Source organism: Streptomyces sp. NPDC004752 (assembly GCF_053601275.1).
On record NZ_JBSGBN010000059.1, the window covers coordinates 41,812 to 58,102 of the forward strand.

The 16,291-nt window shown below is 66.6% G+C and carries 12 protein-coding genes and 1 pseudogene; 11 read left to right on the plus strand and 2 right to left on the minus strand.

The window, feature by feature from the left end; all coding sequences use genetic code 11:
* Positions 1-184: 184 nt before the first annotated feature.
* The 5 genes from ACWEKM_RS24200 (at position 185) to ACWEKM_RS24220 (ending at position 6,359) form a co-directional block, all read left to right on the plus strand.
* Positions 185-1,621 (plus strand): aminobutyraldehyde dehydrogenase, encoded by a 1,437-nt coding sequence (locus ACWEKM_RS24200; protein WP_451623287.1) that lies wholly within the window; start codon positions 185-187, stop codon positions 1,619-1,621.
* A gap of 108 nt (positions 1,622-1,729) precedes the next feature.
* The gene (locus ACWEKM_RS24205) at positions 1,730-2,845 is read left to right on the plus strand and encodes an aspartate/glutamate racemase family protein (RefSeq protein ID WP_451623288.1); all 1,116 of its coding nucleotides are present in this window, start codon (positions 1,730-1,732) and stop codon (positions 2,843-2,845) included.
* A 19-nt stretch (positions 2,846-2,864) separates the two neighbouring features.
* Complete coding sequence (locus tag ACWEKM_RS24210; protein ID WP_451623289.1) at positions 2,865-3,665, plus strand: electron transfer flavoprotein subunit beta/FixA family protein; 801 nt, start codon at positions 2,865-2,867, stop codon at positions 3,663-3,665.
* Positions 3,666-3,678: 13 nt separating this feature from the next.
* A complete protein-coding gene (locus tag ACWEKM_RS24215; RefSeq protein ID WP_451623290.1) occupies positions 3,679-4,632 on the plus strand; it encodes an electron transfer flavoprotein subunit alpha/FixB family protein in 954 nt (317 codons plus the stop codon).
* A 266-nt stretch (positions 4,633-4,898) separates the two neighbouring features.
* Positions 4,899-6,359 carry an APC family permease gene (locus tag ACWEKM_RS24220; protein WP_451623291.1) on the plus strand — a complete coding sequence of 487 codons (1,461 nt, stop codon included), beginning with the start codon at positions 4,899-4,901 and terminating at the stop codon, positions 6,357-6,359.
* Positions 6,360-6,482: 123 nt separating this feature from the next.
* Here the strand turns inward: ACWEKM_RS24220 and ACWEKM_RS24225 are convergent, their stop codons facing one another.
* A complete protein-coding gene (locus ACWEKM_RS24225; RefSeq protein WP_451623292.1) occupies positions 6,483-8,222 on the minus strand; it encodes a PucR family transcriptional regulator in 1,740 nt (579 codons plus the stop codon).
* A gap of 369 nt (positions 8,223-8,591) precedes the next feature.
* Here ACWEKM_RS24225 and ACWEKM_RS24230 point away from each other — a divergent pair, with 369 nt between their 5' ends.
* The 4 genes from ACWEKM_RS24230 (at position 8,592) to ACWEKM_RS24245 (ending at position 13,077) form a co-directional block, all read left to right on the plus strand.
* Positions 8,592-9,791 (plus strand): NAD(P)/FAD-dependent oxidoreductase, encoded by a 1,200-nt coding sequence (locus ACWEKM_RS24230; protein ID WP_451623293.1) that lies wholly within the window; start codon positions 8,592-8,594, stop codon positions 9,789-9,791.
* A gap of 122 nt (positions 9,792-9,913) precedes the next feature.
* Positions 9,914-10,384, plus strand: coding sequence for an acyl-CoA thioesterase (locus tag ACWEKM_RS24235; protein ID WP_451623294.1), 471 nt, complete (start codon positions 9,914-9,916; stop codon positions 10,382-10,384).
* 318 nt (positions 10,385-10,702) lie between these two features.
* On the plus strand, positions 10,703-12,259 hold the full coding sequence (locus tag ACWEKM_RS24240) for a class I adenylate-forming enzyme family protein (protein WP_451623295.1): 1,557 nt from the start codon (positions 10,703-10,705) through the stop codon (positions 12,257-12,259).
* Between the two features lie 50 nt (positions 12,260-12,309).
* Positions 12,310-13,077 carry an enoyl-CoA hydratase-related protein gene (locus ACWEKM_RS24245; RefSeq protein WP_451623296.1) on the plus strand — a complete coding sequence of 256 codons (768 nt, stop codon included), beginning with the start codon at positions 12,310-12,312 and terminating at the stop codon, positions 13,075-13,077.
* A gap of 71 nt (positions 13,078-13,148) precedes the next feature.
* Here ACWEKM_RS24245 and ACWEKM_RS24250 read toward each other — a convergent pair whose 3' ends face one another.
* Positions 13,149-13,949 carry an SDR family NAD(P)-dependent oxidoreductase gene (locus ACWEKM_RS24250; protein ID WP_451623297.1) on the minus strand — a complete coding sequence of 267 codons (801 nt, stop codon included), beginning with the start codon at positions 13,947-13,949 and terminating at the stop codon, positions 13,149-13,151.
* Between the two features lie 422 nt (positions 13,950-14,371).
* Here ACWEKM_RS24250 and ACWEKM_RS24255 point away from each other — a divergent pair, with 422 nt between their 5' ends.
* Together ACWEKM_RS24255 and ACWEKM_RS24260 are read left to right on the plus strand one after the other, a co-directional pair.
* Positions 14,372-15,226 (plus strand): citryl-CoA lyase, encoded by an 855-nt coding sequence (locus ACWEKM_RS24255; RefSeq protein WP_451623298.1) that lies wholly within the window; start codon positions 14,372-14,374, stop codon positions 15,224-15,226.
* A gap of 174 nt (positions 15,227-15,400) precedes the next feature.
* Positions 15,401-16,291: pseudogene (locus ACWEKM_RS24260) on the plus strand (Fe-S oxidoreductase); the annotation flags it as partial.

Sequence of the window (16,291 nt, forward strand, 5' to 3'; positions counted from 1 at the left end):
CGCTGTCGGCCCCCGTTCCGGTCACAAGTGACCGGGCCGGGTCTTGTGCGGATCACAGTTCCCGGCCCGGTGCCGCAGGACAAGACTGACCAGCCAAGAGGCCGTACCCGTCTCCCGTACCCGTCTCGGTTCAGCCCGCTCTCGCGGCCCGCGCCTCACCGTTGTCCAGGAGGTCGACGTCCCCATGCACACCGCCCCGCTCGCCGGTCCGTTCTTCGACCACTGGCGCGCAGCCCCCGAGGACGGCAACGTCTCCGTCGCCCACAACCCTGCGACCGGTGAGCCCCTCGCCGCCTTCCGGAACGCGACATCCGAAGAAGTCGCCGCCGCGGTGGAGAAGGCGACCACGGCCTTCCGCACATGGGGCCGCACCACACCGGCCGAGCGGGCCACGCTGCTGCTTGCCCTCGCGGACCGGCTGGAAGCCGCCCGCGAGGACCTCGCGACGGCGGAGAGCCTCAACGTCGGAAAGCCGCTGGGCCCGGCCCGCGAAGAGATCGCATACGACGCGGACGTGCTGCGGTTCATGGCGGGCGCCGCACGGATCTCCCAGGCCGGCGCGGCGGGCGAGTACGTGGACGCAAGCACCTCCATGACCCGGCGCGAACCCCTCGGCGTGGTCGGGCTGATCACTCCCTGGAACTATCCGCTCATGGAGGCGGTGTGGAAGCTCGCCCCGGCGCTGGCGGCGGGCAACACCGTCGTGCTCAAGCCCTCCGAGCTGACGCCCCTGTCGACGCTCCTGTTCGCCCAGCTGGCGCGGGAGGTGCTCCCCGACGGTGTCCTGAACCTCGTCCTCGGTGACGGCGGCACAGGCGCGGCCCTCGTGGAGCACCCCGCCGTGCGCATGGTGTCCCTGACCGGAGACGTCTCCACCGGCAAGAAGGTCGCCGCCGCGGCCTCCGCCACGCTCAAGCGCGTCCACCTGGAACTCGGCGGCAAGGCGCCGGCCCTGGTCTTCGCCGACGCGCCCCTGGAGGCCGTCGCCGGCGAGCTGGCCGCGACCGGCTACCTCAATGCCGGCCAGGACTGCACCGCGCCCTGCCGGATCATCGTCGAGGACGCCGCCTACGACTCCTTCACCCATGCCTACTGCAAGGCCGTGGCCGACCTGCGGTGCGGTGACCCCGAGGACGAGCTGTCCCACTTCGGCCCGGTCATCTCACAGCGGCAGCTGGAACGCGTCGAGGGCTTCGTCGAGCGGGCCCGCTCGGCGGGTGCTTCCGTTCTGGTCGGCGGCAACCGGATCGATCGCCCGGGTTGGTTCCACGAGGCCACCGTGATCACCGACGTGCGGCAGGACGACGAGATCGTCCAGCGTGAGGTGTTCGGCCCGGTGGTCACCATCCAGCGCGCGGGCTCGGACGACGAGATGCTCGCGATGGCGAACGGGGTCGACTACGGTCTGGCCGCCAGCGTCTGGACGACCGATGTCGCCCGGAGCCTGCGCTTCACGCGGGAACTCGCCTTCGGCACCGTGTGGCTCAACCAGCATCTCGTCCTGGCCAACGAGATGCCCTTCGGCGGCTTCGGCCAGTCCGGCTACGGCAAGGAGCTCTCGGCCCATGCCGTCGACGAATACTCCCAGGTCAAACACGTCATGCTGAAGGCCACGGGCTGATGCGCCGCCCCGATGGGCAGCCGCGCGCGGTCACACACCGTCCGACAGCCGCTCACCGCTTGACACACAGCGCATCCGAAGACACACAGCGCATCCGAGGAGAACCACATGCCGATCCCGCCGAAGGCGACGGTCCTTCCCTACGACGAGAGCAGGGCCAGGCCATTCGGCCCAGCGGTCATCGAGCATCGCACCGCGCAAGCCGGGTTCGGCCAACTCGGCAGCTACTTCATGACGTTCCCCGACGGCGGTTACGCGGACCCGTGGCGCCTGGAGTACGAGGAGTCGATCTACGTCATCAGCGGCGAGGCATCTCTGCTCGTCATCGGCGACGAGGGCGAGACCGACCTGCGGGCCGGCGCGGGCGAGCTGATCGCACTCCCCGACGGGACCACCGTCCGCTACGGCGGCGAGCCGGGCACCCGCCTGCTGTTGTCGATCGCGCCGGTCGACCGGGCGACGGCCGACTCCGCAGCAAAGACGGCCGACCCCGCAACAAGGACGGCCGACCCCGCAACAAGGACGGCCGACCCCGCAGCAAAGGAGACCGGCGCCGCGCCGCGTGTCCTGTTCCTGACCCCGTTCCACTTCGAGAAGTCGGAGCACGACGACGAGTTCGACGCCGTCCTCACCTCGCTGCTGACGGGACAGGGGAAACAGATCGTCTCCGCCCAGCACGTAGCACGCTTCGAATCCGCGGACGTCGACTACGACACCGCCCAGACGCAGGCCATTGTCAAGGCGGTGGAGCAGGCCGACGCCGAGCAGTACGACGCGGTCGTCATCGCCTGTCACTACGACCCCGCGCTGCGCGAGGCCCGCGCCGTGTCCCGGATCCCCGTCGTCGGACCGCTGCAGTTCACCACCGCCGTTGCCACGCAGTTCGGCCCGAAGTTCGCCGTGATCACCGACATCGCCGAGGCCGCGCCGGTCATTCGGGGGCTCGTGGACGACTACGGACACCGAACCGCCTGCGTCGGCGTGTCCGCCATCGGCTGGGAGGGCGACGCCATCCTGGAGAACCCCCGCGGCGCGGCGGAGGCGGTGGACCGCATCGTGGCCGACCTGGCCGCGGCGGGCGAGGCACAGTCCGTCGTCATCGGCTGCACCATCGTCTCCGCCGCCTACGAACAGCACCGGCGCCGCTTCCCGGACCGCGGAGTCGTCGTACTCAACAGCAATCTCGTCACCCTGAAGGGTGCGGCGGCCCTGGCTGCCAACTGACCGAAGGATCTCTCCACTCATGAACATTGTCGTCCTGGTGAAGTATGTGCCCGACGCCACCGCAGACCGCCGCTTCGAGCCGGACAGCACGGTCGACCGAGACGGCGTCGACGGCCTGCTGTCCGAGCTCGACGAGTACGCGATCGAGCAGGCACTCCGGATCAAGGAGGAGCGCGCCGACGAGGAGATCACCGTCACGGCCCTCACCGTGGGCCCCGACGACGCCGAGGACGCCCTCCGCAAGGCTCTGCAGATGGGCGCGGACGGCGCCGTGCACGTCTGCGACGAGGCCATCGCCGGTTCCGACGCGATCGCCACCTCGCTGGTCCTCGCCGAGGCTGTGAAGAAGGCGGGCGACGGCACCGTACCGGACCTGATCATGACCGGTATGGCCTCGACCGACGGCGGCATGGGCGTCGTTGCGGCCATGCTGGCCGAGCACCTGGGCATCCCGCAGGTCACCCTCGCGTCGCGGGTGGAGACCCGAGGCGACCGGGTGCACATCCGGCGCGACGGGGACGCCGCCACGGAATCGATCAGCGCCACCATGCCGCTCGTGCTGTCGGTCACGGACCAGTCCGGGGAGGTCCGCTACCCGTCCTTCAAGGGCATCATGGCGGCCAAGAAGAAGCCCCTGGAGACCTGGGACCTGGCCGACCTCGGCATCGACGCGTCCCTGGTCGGCCTGGACGCGTCCCGGACCACCGTCGAGACCACCGCCGCCCGCCCCCCGCGCACCACCGGCGAGATCGTCAAGGACGAGGAAGGCTCGGGCGCCGCTGCGCTCGCCGACTTCCTCACCGGCAAGAAGTTCATCTGAGAAGGAATACGACATGTCTGAGGTTCTGGTCCTCGTCGACCATGTGGCGGGCACGGTCAAGAAGCCGACGTACGAGCTGCTCGCGATCGCCAGGCAGCTCGGCGAGCCGTCGGCCGTCTTCATCGGCAGCGCCGATGCCGGCCAATCCGTCGCCGACGCGGTCAAGGCGCATGGCGCCGAAAGGGTCTATGTCATCGACGACACCGACATCAGGGACTACCTCGTGGCCCCCAAGGCGGAGGCGCTGCACCAGCTCGCGGCCGACCGGGACCTGGCCGCGATCCTGCTGTCCTCCTCGGCCGAGTGCAAAGAGATCGCCGGTCGTCTGGCCATCAAACTCGGCTCGGGCCTGATCACCGACGCCGTAGGCGTCGAGGCCGACGGCACCACCACACAGTCGGTCTTCGCCGGCGGTCAGACCGTCACCGGCAAGGTCACCACCGGGACCCCGATCATCACGGTCAAACCCAACTCGGCCGCCCCCGAAGAGTCGCCCGGCGCAGGTACCGTCACGCCGTTCGCCGTGACGATCTCCCAGGCCGCACAGACCGCCCGGATCGACGACACCCAGCCGCGCGCGGCCACCGGCCGTCCCGAACTGACCGAGGCGGCGATCGTCGTCTCCGGCGGTCGTGGCACCCGCGGCGACTTCGGACCGGTCGAGGCCCTTGCCGACACCCTCGGCGCGGCCGTCGGAGCCTCCCGCGCCGCCGTCGACTCGGGCTGGATACCGCACACCCACCAGGTGGGCCAGACCGGCAGGACCGTCGCCCCGCAGCTCTACGTCGCGGCCGGTATCTCCGGCGCCATCCAACACCGTGCCGGCATGCGGACATCGAAGACCATCGTGGCCGTCAACGAAGACGAGGAAGCACCCATCTTCGAACTCGTCGACTTCGGCGTCGTCGGCGACCTCCATACGGTCCTCCCCGCGCTCACCGCGGAAATCGACCGGCACAGAGCCTGAAGCGCGCGCACACCCAGGCTTGACGCATGAACGACGCTCCCGGTATGACCGCCGGGAGCGTCGTCGTTCCGCCCTACCACACCGGACGCGGTCCTCGTCGTGGAGATGGCAGGGCTTGCCGCCGAGTTTCGGACTTCTTCCCATGGAGGTGTCCGAAAGGAATACCTACCGTTCTGGCATCTCCAATGGCACGTGGTGCACGCCACACCAAGGCCCCATGGGCGGGCGGCGACGCATCCGTGAAATCAAGTGAGGGAGGATGCCATATGAGCACAGCGAGTGAAGCCGCTGCTGGTGCCGAAGTGGCTTCGAGCGGTGTGCACACCGCGAGCCTGCGCGGCAACATGGGTGTGCTCGAACTGATCTTCACGGTCGTCGCCTTCAACGGCCCGGTCGTGGTGTTCCTCGGGTTCATCCCGGTCGCGGTCCTGCTCGGCAACGGAATCGGAACACCAGTGGTGTTCCTCGTCTGCGGAGTGATCGTCACGATGCTGGCGGTGGGCCTGGTCACCATGTCCGCACGGCTGAAGAAGCCCGGTGGCTTCTACGCCCTCATCACCGCCGGCCTGGGCAGGGGCGTCGGCCTGAGTTCCGGCTTCACGGCTCTCACCTGCTACTTCGTGGCCCTGCTCAGCGCCTACGCGCTCGGCGGGATCGCCCTCAACACCGCCATCGTCGAGGTCTTCCACGGTCCCGAGGCCCCGTGGTGGGTGTGGGCCTGCCTGATGCTCATCGTGACGAGTGTGCTCGGCCACTTCAACATCAGCTTCTCGAGCCGCGTTCTCACACTGTTCCTGGCGTGCGAGCTGCTTCTGATGGTCGCCTACAACATCTCGGTTCTCGCAAAGGGTGGCGCGCACGGCATCGGCTTCGACTCCTTCACACCGCACCAGGTCTTCTCGGGCTCCATCCCGATCGCGTTCCTCTTCGGCATGGGCCTCTTCGGCGGCTTCGAGGCGACCGTGATCTTCCGCGACGAAGTACGCAAGCCGGAGCGCACCATCCCGATCGCGACCTACGGAGTGGTGGCGCTGCTCGCCGTTCTCTACGCCGTCACCGCATGGTGTTTCATCAACTCCTACGGTGCCGCCGCCGTCATGGACGTGGTCAACAAGAAGATGGTGACCGCGTCGACCGACAGCATCAAGCAGTACACCGGTCAGTTCGCGTACGACGCCGCGACGATCATGCTCTTCACCAGCTCGTTCGCTCTCGCTCTCGCGGCCCACAACATCAGCGCGCGATACATGTTCAACCTCGGCGCCGACGGCATCCTCCCCCGACGCTTCGGTCGGGCTCACGAACGGCACGTATCCCCGCACAGGTCCTCGCTCGCCCTCAGCGTGACCGCGCTGCTCGTGCTCGCCGTCTTCGCGATCACGAACGCACCCGAGGACGAACTCTACGCACGGCTGGCCGGCCTCTACAGCTATGTCTTCGTCATCATGCTGGTCCTCGTCACGCTCGCGATCGGTGTCTTCCTGCTGCGCGACCGCATACATGGAAAGGCGGTCGGACCGGCGGTGGCTTCGCTCATCGCCTTCGCCGTGCTGTGTGTAACGCTGGTCCTGGCGACCCAGCACTTCGACCTGCTCACCGGAGCGACGGGAACCCTGAAGAACATCCTGATCACCTTCATCTGGGGCGTCACCCTGGCCGGCGGCGGCCTGGCGTTCTACCTGAAGCGGAACCGCTCCGACGTCTACAACAGCATCGGTCGCCAGTAGGGAGCCGCCCGAACTGTTCCGGTCTTTCGGTGGCCACCGGACCTGTCCGGTGGCCACCGAAGCGCTTTCGGACTTGACGGCACCTGGGGAAAGTACGCCGCCGCGTCCTATAGAGGCGATGAGTTAGCGTTCCGGACCGATCGCCGCGCCGAACCGCGAGGTGAGCCCTTGCTGTGCGTCATCGAGTACGGCTCCGCCGGCATGCGCGACACGCGAATCTCCGATGGCCGTGGGCCGAGCACTTGGCGTGATGGAGCGGTTGAGGTCCGATTCGGCCCGGGCCATGGAGTACGCGGTCAAGGCGAGGAACAGTGACGACACCGCTGCCGGGTCCCGCAGGCTCACGTCGAGTGCCGCCTCGATCTTGGACAGGCGATAGCGCAGCGAATTGTGATGGACCGCCAAGACCTCCGCGGCCTCCATGATGTTCTGCTGGTACTCGAAGTACGTGGCCAGGGTCTGCATCATGAGCTTGTTGTCCTCGATGGGACGCAGCAGCTCGTCCGCCCAGGCCGTCATCTTTTCCAGGCCCACATCCGAGAACAGACGAGTGGCGAAGTCGAAGTCCTCGTAGACCATGCTGAGTTGGGACGCTTCGACACGGCGCAGCAGGACCAGGACGGCCAGCTGCGCATCATGATACGAGTCGGCTATGTCTCCCACTCCGTTTGTCTGCCGGCCGACTCCGAGCAGGAAGTCGCGTGGACTTCCATTGACCTTGACGAAGGTTCTGTGTGCCCCCCGGGCAGTGGCCTGGAGAAGGCCGACCACGGCATTTTCGCGCAGCACCAGCAGGTGAGGTATGTCCTCGGCCGTGAGTTCACGGTGCAGTGTGTGATACATGCTGTCCAGGGCGGCCGCATCGCGGACCGACGACGACTCCTGCGCGAGTTCGACCACGATGCACCGTGTCTCCTGGCCGAAGGCGAACCCCAGCGAGGCGAACTTCTCTGCCAGCTCGGCATCATGACGTTCGGCGCGCAGGGCCAGCGCCTGTTCGAGAATGGCACTCCGTACCGCCCGCTCCTGGCGCTGGGCGGCCAGTTCGATCTGCATGCTCGTCTCGGCCAGAGAGGCGGCGATGTACACCGCCGCCATCGAGTACTGGTCCGGGAACGAGGCGCGTCGGCTCGCCACCAGCAGCCAGCCGCCCTTGGCATGGTCGGACGCACCGTCAAAGACCCTCACCGCCATCCCTTGCCAGCCCTCGATCCCGAAGATCTGCGACTCGCTGCGGGTGCGCCTGATCTCGGGAAGCAGGAGCGACAGGGGAAGCGGCCCGGTGGGGTGTTCGGCCGCCCCGCTGCTGCTGATGATCGTGGCCACCGCGCTGCACACCTTGGCCACCCTTGAGGTCAGCGACTGAAGAGGGCGGGGAGCTGCCAGGGCCTGGGCAAGGGACCGCTGGAGCGTGGTGAGTCTGCGGGTGAGTGTCTCCTCGATCCGCGCGGTGGCACGGGCCACCTCGCTGATCAGCTCCGTAGGATCGGCGTCGCCCGGGAGGCCGAGGATGACGTGCTGACCCGCACAGTCATCCAGCGTGACAGCTGTGCCCGTCGTCGATATCGCAGAGACCGTACCGCGTGGCGCGTGCCCCGCCTGCACGCGCATCGCGATGATGAGCGACCCCGGGAGACTTTGCAGCTCTTGCAGATGCTCGCGCATCGAGGTGTCCTCACCCGGATCACGAAGCGAGATCAAGATGTGGTCTTCTCGTAGTTGAGTGTGCTCACCCGGGAGCAGGAGTCGGGCACCGCGCACCAGCCGCCCGCGTGCTGCGGGCCTGTCCACGAGCAGGGTCCATCCCAGCCGGTCGTTGCCCAGCAGATCACCGAGCGTGCAGCCAGCCGTGATCTCCGTCATGGAACATTTCCTCAACCAAGCGGCGAGTGTCTTCCATCTGCCGACCGCAGTCCGGATTCCGCCAGCTTAATGCGACCCCTGCCAGGCACGACTGTGGATGCCACGATGAATCGACCCCGTCTTCAGTACCTTCCCGAAGGAGGCGGGCTGAGTGCGCCTATAGGTTTGTGTCCTTGAAAAGAGCGAGCGCCCCGAGGCCGGCCTCTGCGGTTTTGTGGTGGCTCGGCGACCCGCGCGCCCTGTTCGACGGTCGCGTGTGTCGCATCCGCGGCTCAATGAAGGCGAGAAGGCGGTATGAGGGAGAGAGGTGCAGCTTCCCTTGCCGGAGCTGGAAGCGGCACGGCGCGAGGACTGGACTCTGCGGACATCGTGGTGGTCGGGGGCGGCATCGTCGGTCTCTGCACGGCTTACGAGCTGCGCAAGCGGGGCTTCGACGTCGTCATCGTGGAGCAGCGGTTCTTCGCGTTCGGCGCCACAGGCCGCAACCCGGGTTCACTGTGGTTGCAGGTGCGCCGCACAGGCACGGAGCTGGAGCTCGCCCGAAGAGGGCGCGAGGCATACGCCGCGCTCGAACGGGAGCTGGGCCCGACCTTCGAGTTCCGTCGCAACGGTGGGCTCTTCTTCTACGAGACCGACACCCAGGTCGCACACCTGGAGCGCTACGTCGAGGACCGCAAGAAAGCGGGGCTCCAGGTATCCATGGTCACCCGTCGCGAAGCGCAGAAGCTCTCGCCGATTCTCCCTGACACCGCCCTCGGCGGGGTGTACTGCCCGGACGACGCCCAGGTTGATGCACAGGCTTTCGCCCGCGGCATGGGGAGTGCGTGCCTGCGCAAGGGCGTGCGCGTGTATGAGAACACCGCCGTGCTGGGGACCATGCGACGGGGCGACACGGTGGTGGGCGTGCGTACGGTCCGTGGAGAAGTCCACGCCAATGCCGTTGTGTGGGCCACGGGAGCCTGGTCTGTGAACCTTCGCTCCGAGGGCATCGACCTGCCCCTTCAGACGACGCGGGTCGGTCAGCTGGTCACACAGCCGGTAGCGGCCGCACCCGGCCCTATCCTGCACGGTCCGCGGGGTGTGGCCGACTGTGGCGCCCTCACCGATCTCCCCGGGCATGATCCCGCCGCCTTCCCGCAGCCGCAGCCGTTGAACATGTCCGCCGACGATTTCGGATACGCCGACACACTCGCGCAGAGCACCGAAGGGTCGCTTCTCGTCGGCAACAGTGTGGACGGCCGCGGCTCGCTCAACCCCCACATCAGCTTGTCGGCCACTCAAACCATGATCGACACAGCGCTCGACCGCACTGGCAAGCTCGGCGAGCTCGGAGTCACCGGCCTGTGGGCGGGACTCGTGGGTACCACACCCGACCAGCTGCCGATCGTCGACAAGATCGACGGCCTCTACCTGAACACGGGGCACTCCTTCGGGATCGCCACCGGCCCCACATCCGCAGAGGTACTCGCCCAGATCATCGTCGACGAGCCGTGCGACTTGCGAGAGCAACTCGCCGCGGACCGGCCGGGCCTGCATGCCCGGGCCGTGACGACGACACCCCAGCCCTGAGTACGTTGTGGCCAACGGACCGGTCCCGCGGCTCAGGTCGCACGGGCAGCCGTAGAGTTGCGCGTCAACAGGCAGCGCTCCCGATTCGGCGCACGACGTGAGTTCCCTTCATCGGAGGTCCGGTGGCCATCGCCGAAACACCCTCATCGCAAACGCCCCAGGGCGCTCACAAGGCCGACGTCGAGGTGCAACGGAGGGTCGAGTGGCACGACACCGATGCCGCCGGCCATCACCATGGCACCGCCATCATCCGCTGGGTCGAGTCCGCCGAGGCCGAGCTGTTCCGCAGCCGCGGGCTGGGGCACCTCTACGGCCACATGCCGCGGGTACGGCATGAGGTCGACTACCTGGACCGTCTGTTCTTCGACCAGTGCATCACCATCCGCCTGTTCCTTGAGCGGCTGGGAAACACCTCGTTGGCGTACCGGTTCGAGATCCACGGTCCGGATGGGCCGGCGGCTCAGGGCAGAGTCGTCGCCGTCCACTGCGATGCCGAAACGGGCTCGGCCTCGCCCTTGCCGGACGAGGTGCGCACCGCTTTGACCAGCACCGTCGAAGAGGCGGCCGACAGCCGGACACCCCGGCGCTCATGACATGAGGCCACAAAGCAGGGTACGTAACGCGCTGGGCGTGGGCCGCTGGAAAAGTCACAACGCATGCTGACGATTACCGGAAACCGGCCAGTTGTTGGCCTCTTGGCCACTGACTAGCGTCCCGAGCAGCAATCCGACGGCCGACTCCCCACAGGAAGTGTGGCACCGCGATGAGTTCGATCAACGCTTCTCGGACGTTTCTCGATTCGAGTCCGAGAAAATCGGCGCCGAGAACATCAGCGCCGAAAACATCCGCGTAGTCCGCCAAGGCAAACCTGCCGTGCACGCACAATTCGTGACCTACGAAGGGAAACCACGGTGACGACTACGGCCCGAGTCGCCTCAGCCGATGACTCGCCCAGGGACCTGGTCGAGGAGGTCGAACAGCAAGCTCGGCAACGACCTGACGCCATCGCGTTGATCGATGGTCTCTCGACGCTGACCTATCAGCAGATGTGGGCCGGAATCGAGGCACGCGCGCGCAGCCTCCGGCGGGCAGGTGTCGCCCCGGGAGACCGGATCGCGCTGGTCGCAGAGAACTCCGCCGACTTCCTCGTCTTCACCCTCGCGATCTGGCACGCCGGAGGCGTACTCGTCACCATCTACCCATCGACAACCGTGCCCGACCTTGCATACTGCCTGACCAACAGTGATCCCGTACTGGTCCTTACGGACGCGCGCACTCGACAGAAAGTCGAGGAGGCCGCCCCTGAGCTGCCCCTCGCCTCCATCTCGGACTACGAGCCGGACATTCCTCCGACTCGGCAGGACACGCTGCCGAACCCGGACACAGACCGTGGGCGGCTCGGTCTGATCTGCTTCACCTCCGGCACCACGAGTCGGCCCAAGGCCGTCATGGTCTCTCACGAAGCACTCCACAACGGAGCCATGACCTATTCAGCGATGTGGCATCTCGGCCCGTCCGACCGCACCGTGGTCGCCCTGCCGATGGCCTGGCTCTACGGTCTGGATACGACAGCCATGGCGACCCTGGTGCGTGGCGGGTCGGTGATCGCGCTACGCCGAGCGCGGCCGGACGTGCTGGTCGAGGCCATATCGACGCATGGTGCGACCTTCCTGCCCGGGGTCACCACGATGTTTGTGAAGTTGGTCAACTACCTGGACGAGGCCACAGACACACCCGACCTCACCTCACTTCGCTTCTGCCTGTCCGCCGGTGAGCCGCGTAACGAACGTGCCTTCCTACGATGGGCAACACACACCGGACTGCCGGTATTCGACAACTATTCCGCCTCCGAATGTTTTCCGTTGGTGACGTACGACCCGATCAAGAACCCGAAGCCGAGACCCGGAGCAGCCGGGGTTGTCGCTCCGAACTCTGAGCTCAAGGTGGTCGACAGCAACGGAAAAGAGGTGGCAGCCGGCGAGATCGGCGAGGCTTGGGGACGCGGCCCCGGGGTCATGCTCGGTTATTGGCGTAATGAAGAACAGACCCGTGCGGTGCTCACCGATGACAACTGGTACCGAACCAGCGACCTGGTCCGCGTCGACGAGGCCGGCTACGTCCACGTGGTCGGCCGACTGTCCGACATGATCATTCGGGGAGGCAGCAATGTTTCGCCGGCCGAAGTCGAACGGACCCTGCGCCTGCACCCCGACATCGCTGACGCCTGCGTGGTCGCTCTGCCTGACGACATCTACGGACAAGAAGTCGTCGCGGCTATCGTCATTTCAGGCAACGCCCCGCTCGGTCTCGCGGACGCTCTTCAGTTCTGCCGGGACAACCTGCCCGCCTATAAGGTGCCGAGCCGAGCGATGATCCTCGATGAGCTACCACTGAGCGCCACAACCGGAAAAGTCGACCGCCGCCGAGTCAGTGACCTGCTACGGCACGGCTCGATTGCCGCCGGCTGACTTCTTTGCGGAGCGCCCCGGCTCACCCACCGCCGAAACGGATCGGACCCATGTCGATCGCAACCGAACGTGTGCGAAAAACCCTCGTCATCAGGCTTGATCGCCCGGCGAAACGCAATGCCATCGACCGGGACATGTCCCTGGCCCTGGACGCCGCGCTGAACACGCTCGAAGATGACCCCGGCCTGCGCGCGGGAGTGATCGCGGGCCACGACTCGGTCTTCTCCGCCGGCAGCGATCTGCGTAATGCCCCCGGGGACACCTGGACCGACCGAGGCGGGGAGTACGGTCTCATTCGCCGTCGGCGGGCCAAGCCGCTCATCGCAGCAGTGGAAGGGCTTGCCTATGGCGGAGGTTTTGAGATTGCCCTTGCCTGCGACATGATCGTCGCCTCGACAACCGCGACGTTCGCCTTCCCCGAGGTGCTTCGAGGCGTGCTGGCCGCCTCGGGCGGGCTCTTTCGCGCACCGCGAGCCCTCCCGCTGCATGTCGCGAAGGAGATGCTGCTCACCGGCCGGCCCTTGACCGCCGAGCGCGCTCACACGCTCGGACTGGTCAACCGTCTCAGTGAGCCCGGACAAGCCCTTGCGCAGGCACTACTGATCGCTGACGACGTGGCCGCCGCTTCCCCGGTGTCCGTCGAGGCGACGATGCGTGCTGTCGCCGATGTGGTGGAACGCGAGGACGAGCAGGCATGGCAGGCGACGGCCGAGGCATTCGCCGTGGTCCGGCAAGGTCCTGACGAGCGAGAAGGCATCAGTGCGTTCTTCGAGAAACGCTCGCCGAAATGGATGGGCGATCAGGTGTCCGACCGCTAGCGCCGAACCGCCGAGCGGCCACGACGCCGCTGCGGTCACATGGCCCCGCCCAGCGGGCGCCGGGAAGTACCTCACGCCGCCGAAATTCCCCCGTTGACGCTGATGGCTTGTCCGGTCAGGCGGGCGGCCGCCGGGCCGCCGAGAAATACGATCGTGTCGGCCTGATCGTCGGCGGACGGCAAGCCGAGATGTGCCTGTGCCGCCGCGCGCTCGAAGAGTTTCTTGCTGAAGCCTTCGGCCAATGCGCGTTCCGTCGTGGGCGTTCCGGAGATCAGTGACGGGGTCAGGGCGTTGACGCGGATTCCGTTGCGCTTGACCTCCAATGCGGCAGCCCGAGTGAACATCACGATGGCCGCCATGGCCGCGCCGAGCACTGTTTCGCCCGGAGTGGCGATCTTGGCGGCATCGGATGCGACATTGACGATGCTGCCCCCGCCCTGCTCGGTCATGACAGGCAATACCGAGCGCGTCAACAGCATGGGAGGTGTCGCTTGCGCTGCCAGAATATGTGGAATATCGGCCAAGGGAATGTGGTGAAGCAACTCCGGTCGAAAAGCCGGAGCCGAGATCGAGTTCACCAGGACGTCGATGCGTCCCAGTGCGGCGTGCGCCTGGGCGATCGCTGACTGAACCGACACCGGATCCATCGCGTCGAAGGGCACATGAACGATCTGGGCCGCTTTGCCGTGCTGTGCGAGCAAGGCCGACCGCGCCGCTGAGCCACGCGCCGGATCGAATGACAGCAACGCGACTCGTCGCACGCCGACGCTGATGAAGCGTGACGCCGAGGAGTACCCGATGCCCGAAGAACCGCCGGCGACAACAACACGAGCGTCCGGATAGTCCGGAGCCCAAAGATCCTCGGTGGTCACAGCAAATCTCCTCGATGATGGTGATCAGGGGCGACAACGGGGCAGTACCGACGGGTAACGTCTTTCCTGGAAACGTCGGCCCGCGCTCCATCGTTTCGATTGCTGCGGTCCCTGGCGATCAGTAGCTCCACGAAGTATGCGGGGTTGCGTCGTAGCCAAACCAATGCCCTGCCCCACCTTGATCTTGCACGTCCCGGGGCGACGACGGTCCCGTGCAGGGCAACCAGCCCCAGGAGTTCTCTTGTTCCGTTGTGAATCCAGGACCCGTAGTTGCAGGACCTGTGGTTCCAGGACCTGTGGTTCAGGGGAAATCTGAACGTCGGCCGTGCTCTTTGGAAAGACGCCAATGGGGTGGGGACGTCCCGTTGGTTACTGTGAAATCCGCAGACCAGATGGATTCCGAAGACCCGGGCGGAGTACGAATGACAGCGCAGCATCCGCATGAAAACGAACCCTACTGGCGGTCCAGCATCAGCCGGGTCGAGCCGGAGAAGGTCTTCATCCGTGGATACGACCTCGAAGACCTGATCGGAGGCATGTCCTTCACGTCGGCCTCTTTCCTGCTGATCAGGGGGCGCCTGCCCAGCCCTCGCGAGACTCGGGTGCTGGACGCCGTGCTCACCGCCGTCCTCGACTACGCACTGGAGAAGCCCGGGACCGCTGCGGCCCGGTATGTCGTGTCCGCCAATCCCAGCATGGTGGCCGGTCTCGCCGCCGCGACGTTGGCCGTCGGCAAATACACCTTGGCGACGGAGGACACCGCGCGGTTCATTGCCACGGCGCACGCCGACTTCCTGGAGTCGGGTGAGGACCTGGAGACGTTCGCGGCGGACTTGGTCGAGTCCATGGCAGCCCGCAAGGAGCGCATTCCCGGCCTGGGTCACCCGGTGTTCAAGAAGGTCGACCCGCGGGCCGCGATCCTACGGGAGACGGCGGTCAGGGAGGGCCTGTGGAATGAGCCGGCGCAGCTGTACGAGGCGATTCACCGGGCTTTCACCGCTCGGCCCGGCAAGGCGGACATCCCCATCAACGACGTGGGCGCCATGGCCGCCGTACTCGTTGCACTGGGCTTCACCCCGGAGGAGAGCACGGGCCTCGCCGTGATCTCGACACTGCCCGGTGTCGTCGCCCACATCTCCGAAGAGCTGACCCACGGAAAGCCGATCCGGACCGTCCCTGGCGAAACCGTCGCCTACGACGTCACGACGGGCAAGGACTTCAAGGCTGACTGGAAGGAAGCAGGGTGGACTCCCGAAGCCCAGGACTCGGCACAGTGAGCCGAGGAGTCGCCGCATGAGTGACCGCATGAGTGGCAGACATGCGGGTGCGCCGCTGACCAGCCCTCATCCCGCCTGCGAGGCGGACGCTGGAGATATGTGTCTCCTGGTACCTCGACGAGTTAACGGCGCTGGAGACCCTGCCGCGCAGTGTGTGACGGAGAATTGAAGGCCATGCAACTTGCCGCGATCAGCGTGTCGTTGACCATGACCGTGATCGGCGTGGTCCTGTTCGGTCGTGCGGGCACACAGATCTACCGCTTCATACGTCTCGGCCGGCCGGTGCCGGCCGGGACCCGGACCAACGACCCCAAGCAGCGCACCATCACCGTGGTCAAGGAGTTCCTCGGCCACACCCGGATGAACCGCTGGGCCGTCAACGGCGTCGCGCACTGGTTTGTCGCCGTCGGCTTCCTCACCCTCGGCCTGACGATCGTCACCGCGTACGGCCAGTTGTTCAAAGCCGACTGGACCCTCCCGGTCCTCGGCGGCTTCCTGCCGTACGAGCTGTACACCGAGTTCATCGCTGCCGCGACGACCGTCGGCATCGTCACGCTGATGGTCATCCGCTTGTCGAACCTGCCGTGGCGGGCGGGCCGCAAGTCTCGGTTCGCGGGCTCCAAGATGGGCCAGGCGTACTTCGTCGAGTACGTGATTCTCACCATCGCTCTGGCGATCATGGTGCTGCGGGGCCTGGAGGGCGCGCAGCACCACGTGGAGCACTACGAGGCCGCGTACTTCGTCTCGTACCCCCTGATCCTGGCGTTCAGGGGACTCGACCTCAGCACGCTGCAGAACCTCACCTACTCAGCCGCCATGATCAAGCTCGGGGTCACCATGACGTGGGCGATCGTGGTCTCGCTCAACACGAACATGGGTGTGGCCTGGCACCGTTTCCTGGCGTTCCCGAACATCTGGTTCAAGCGTGACGCGGACGGCGGTACGGCTCTCGGTGCCCTGCAGCCCATGACGTCGGGCGGCAGGCCGATCGACTTCACCGACCCCGGCGACGACGACGTCTTCGGCGTCTCACAGGTCGAGCAGTTCTCCTGGAAGGGCCTGCTG

Bases quoted from the DNA above. Each gene is read 5' to 3' on its own strand.
- ACWEKM_RS24200 (WP_451623287.1), top strand. From the start codon at position 185: ATGCACACCGCCCCGCTCGCCGGTCCGTTCTTCGACCACTGGCGCGCA.
- ACWEKM_RS24225 (WP_451623292.1), bottom strand. From the start codon at position 8,222: ATGACGGAGATCACGGCTGGCTGCACGCTCGGTGATCTGCTGGGCAAC.
- ACWEKM_RS24205 (WP_451623288.1), top strand. From the start codon at position 1,730: ATGCCGATCCCGCCGAAGGCGACGGTCCTTCCCTACGACGAGAGCAGG.
- ACWEKM_RS24255 (WP_451623298.1), top strand. From the start codon at position 14,372: ATGACAGCGCAGCATCCGCATGAAAACGAACCCTACTGGCGGTCCAGC.
- ACWEKM_RS24245 (WP_451623296.1), top strand. From the start codon at position 12,310: ATGTCGATCGCAACCGAACGTGTGCGAAAAACCCTCGTCATCAGGCTT.
- ACWEKM_RS24210 (WP_451623289.1), top strand. From the start codon at position 2,865: ATGAACATTGTCGTCCTGGTGAAGTATGTGCCCGACGCCACCGCAGAC.
- ACWEKM_RS24215 (WP_451623290.1), top strand. From the start codon at position 3,679: ATGTCTGAGGTTCTGGTCCTCGTCGACCATGTGGCGGGCACGGTCAAG.
- ACWEKM_RS24220 (WP_451623291.1), top strand. From the start codon at position 4,899: ATGAGCACAGCGAGTGAAGCCGCTGCTGGTGCCGAAGTGGCTTCGAGC.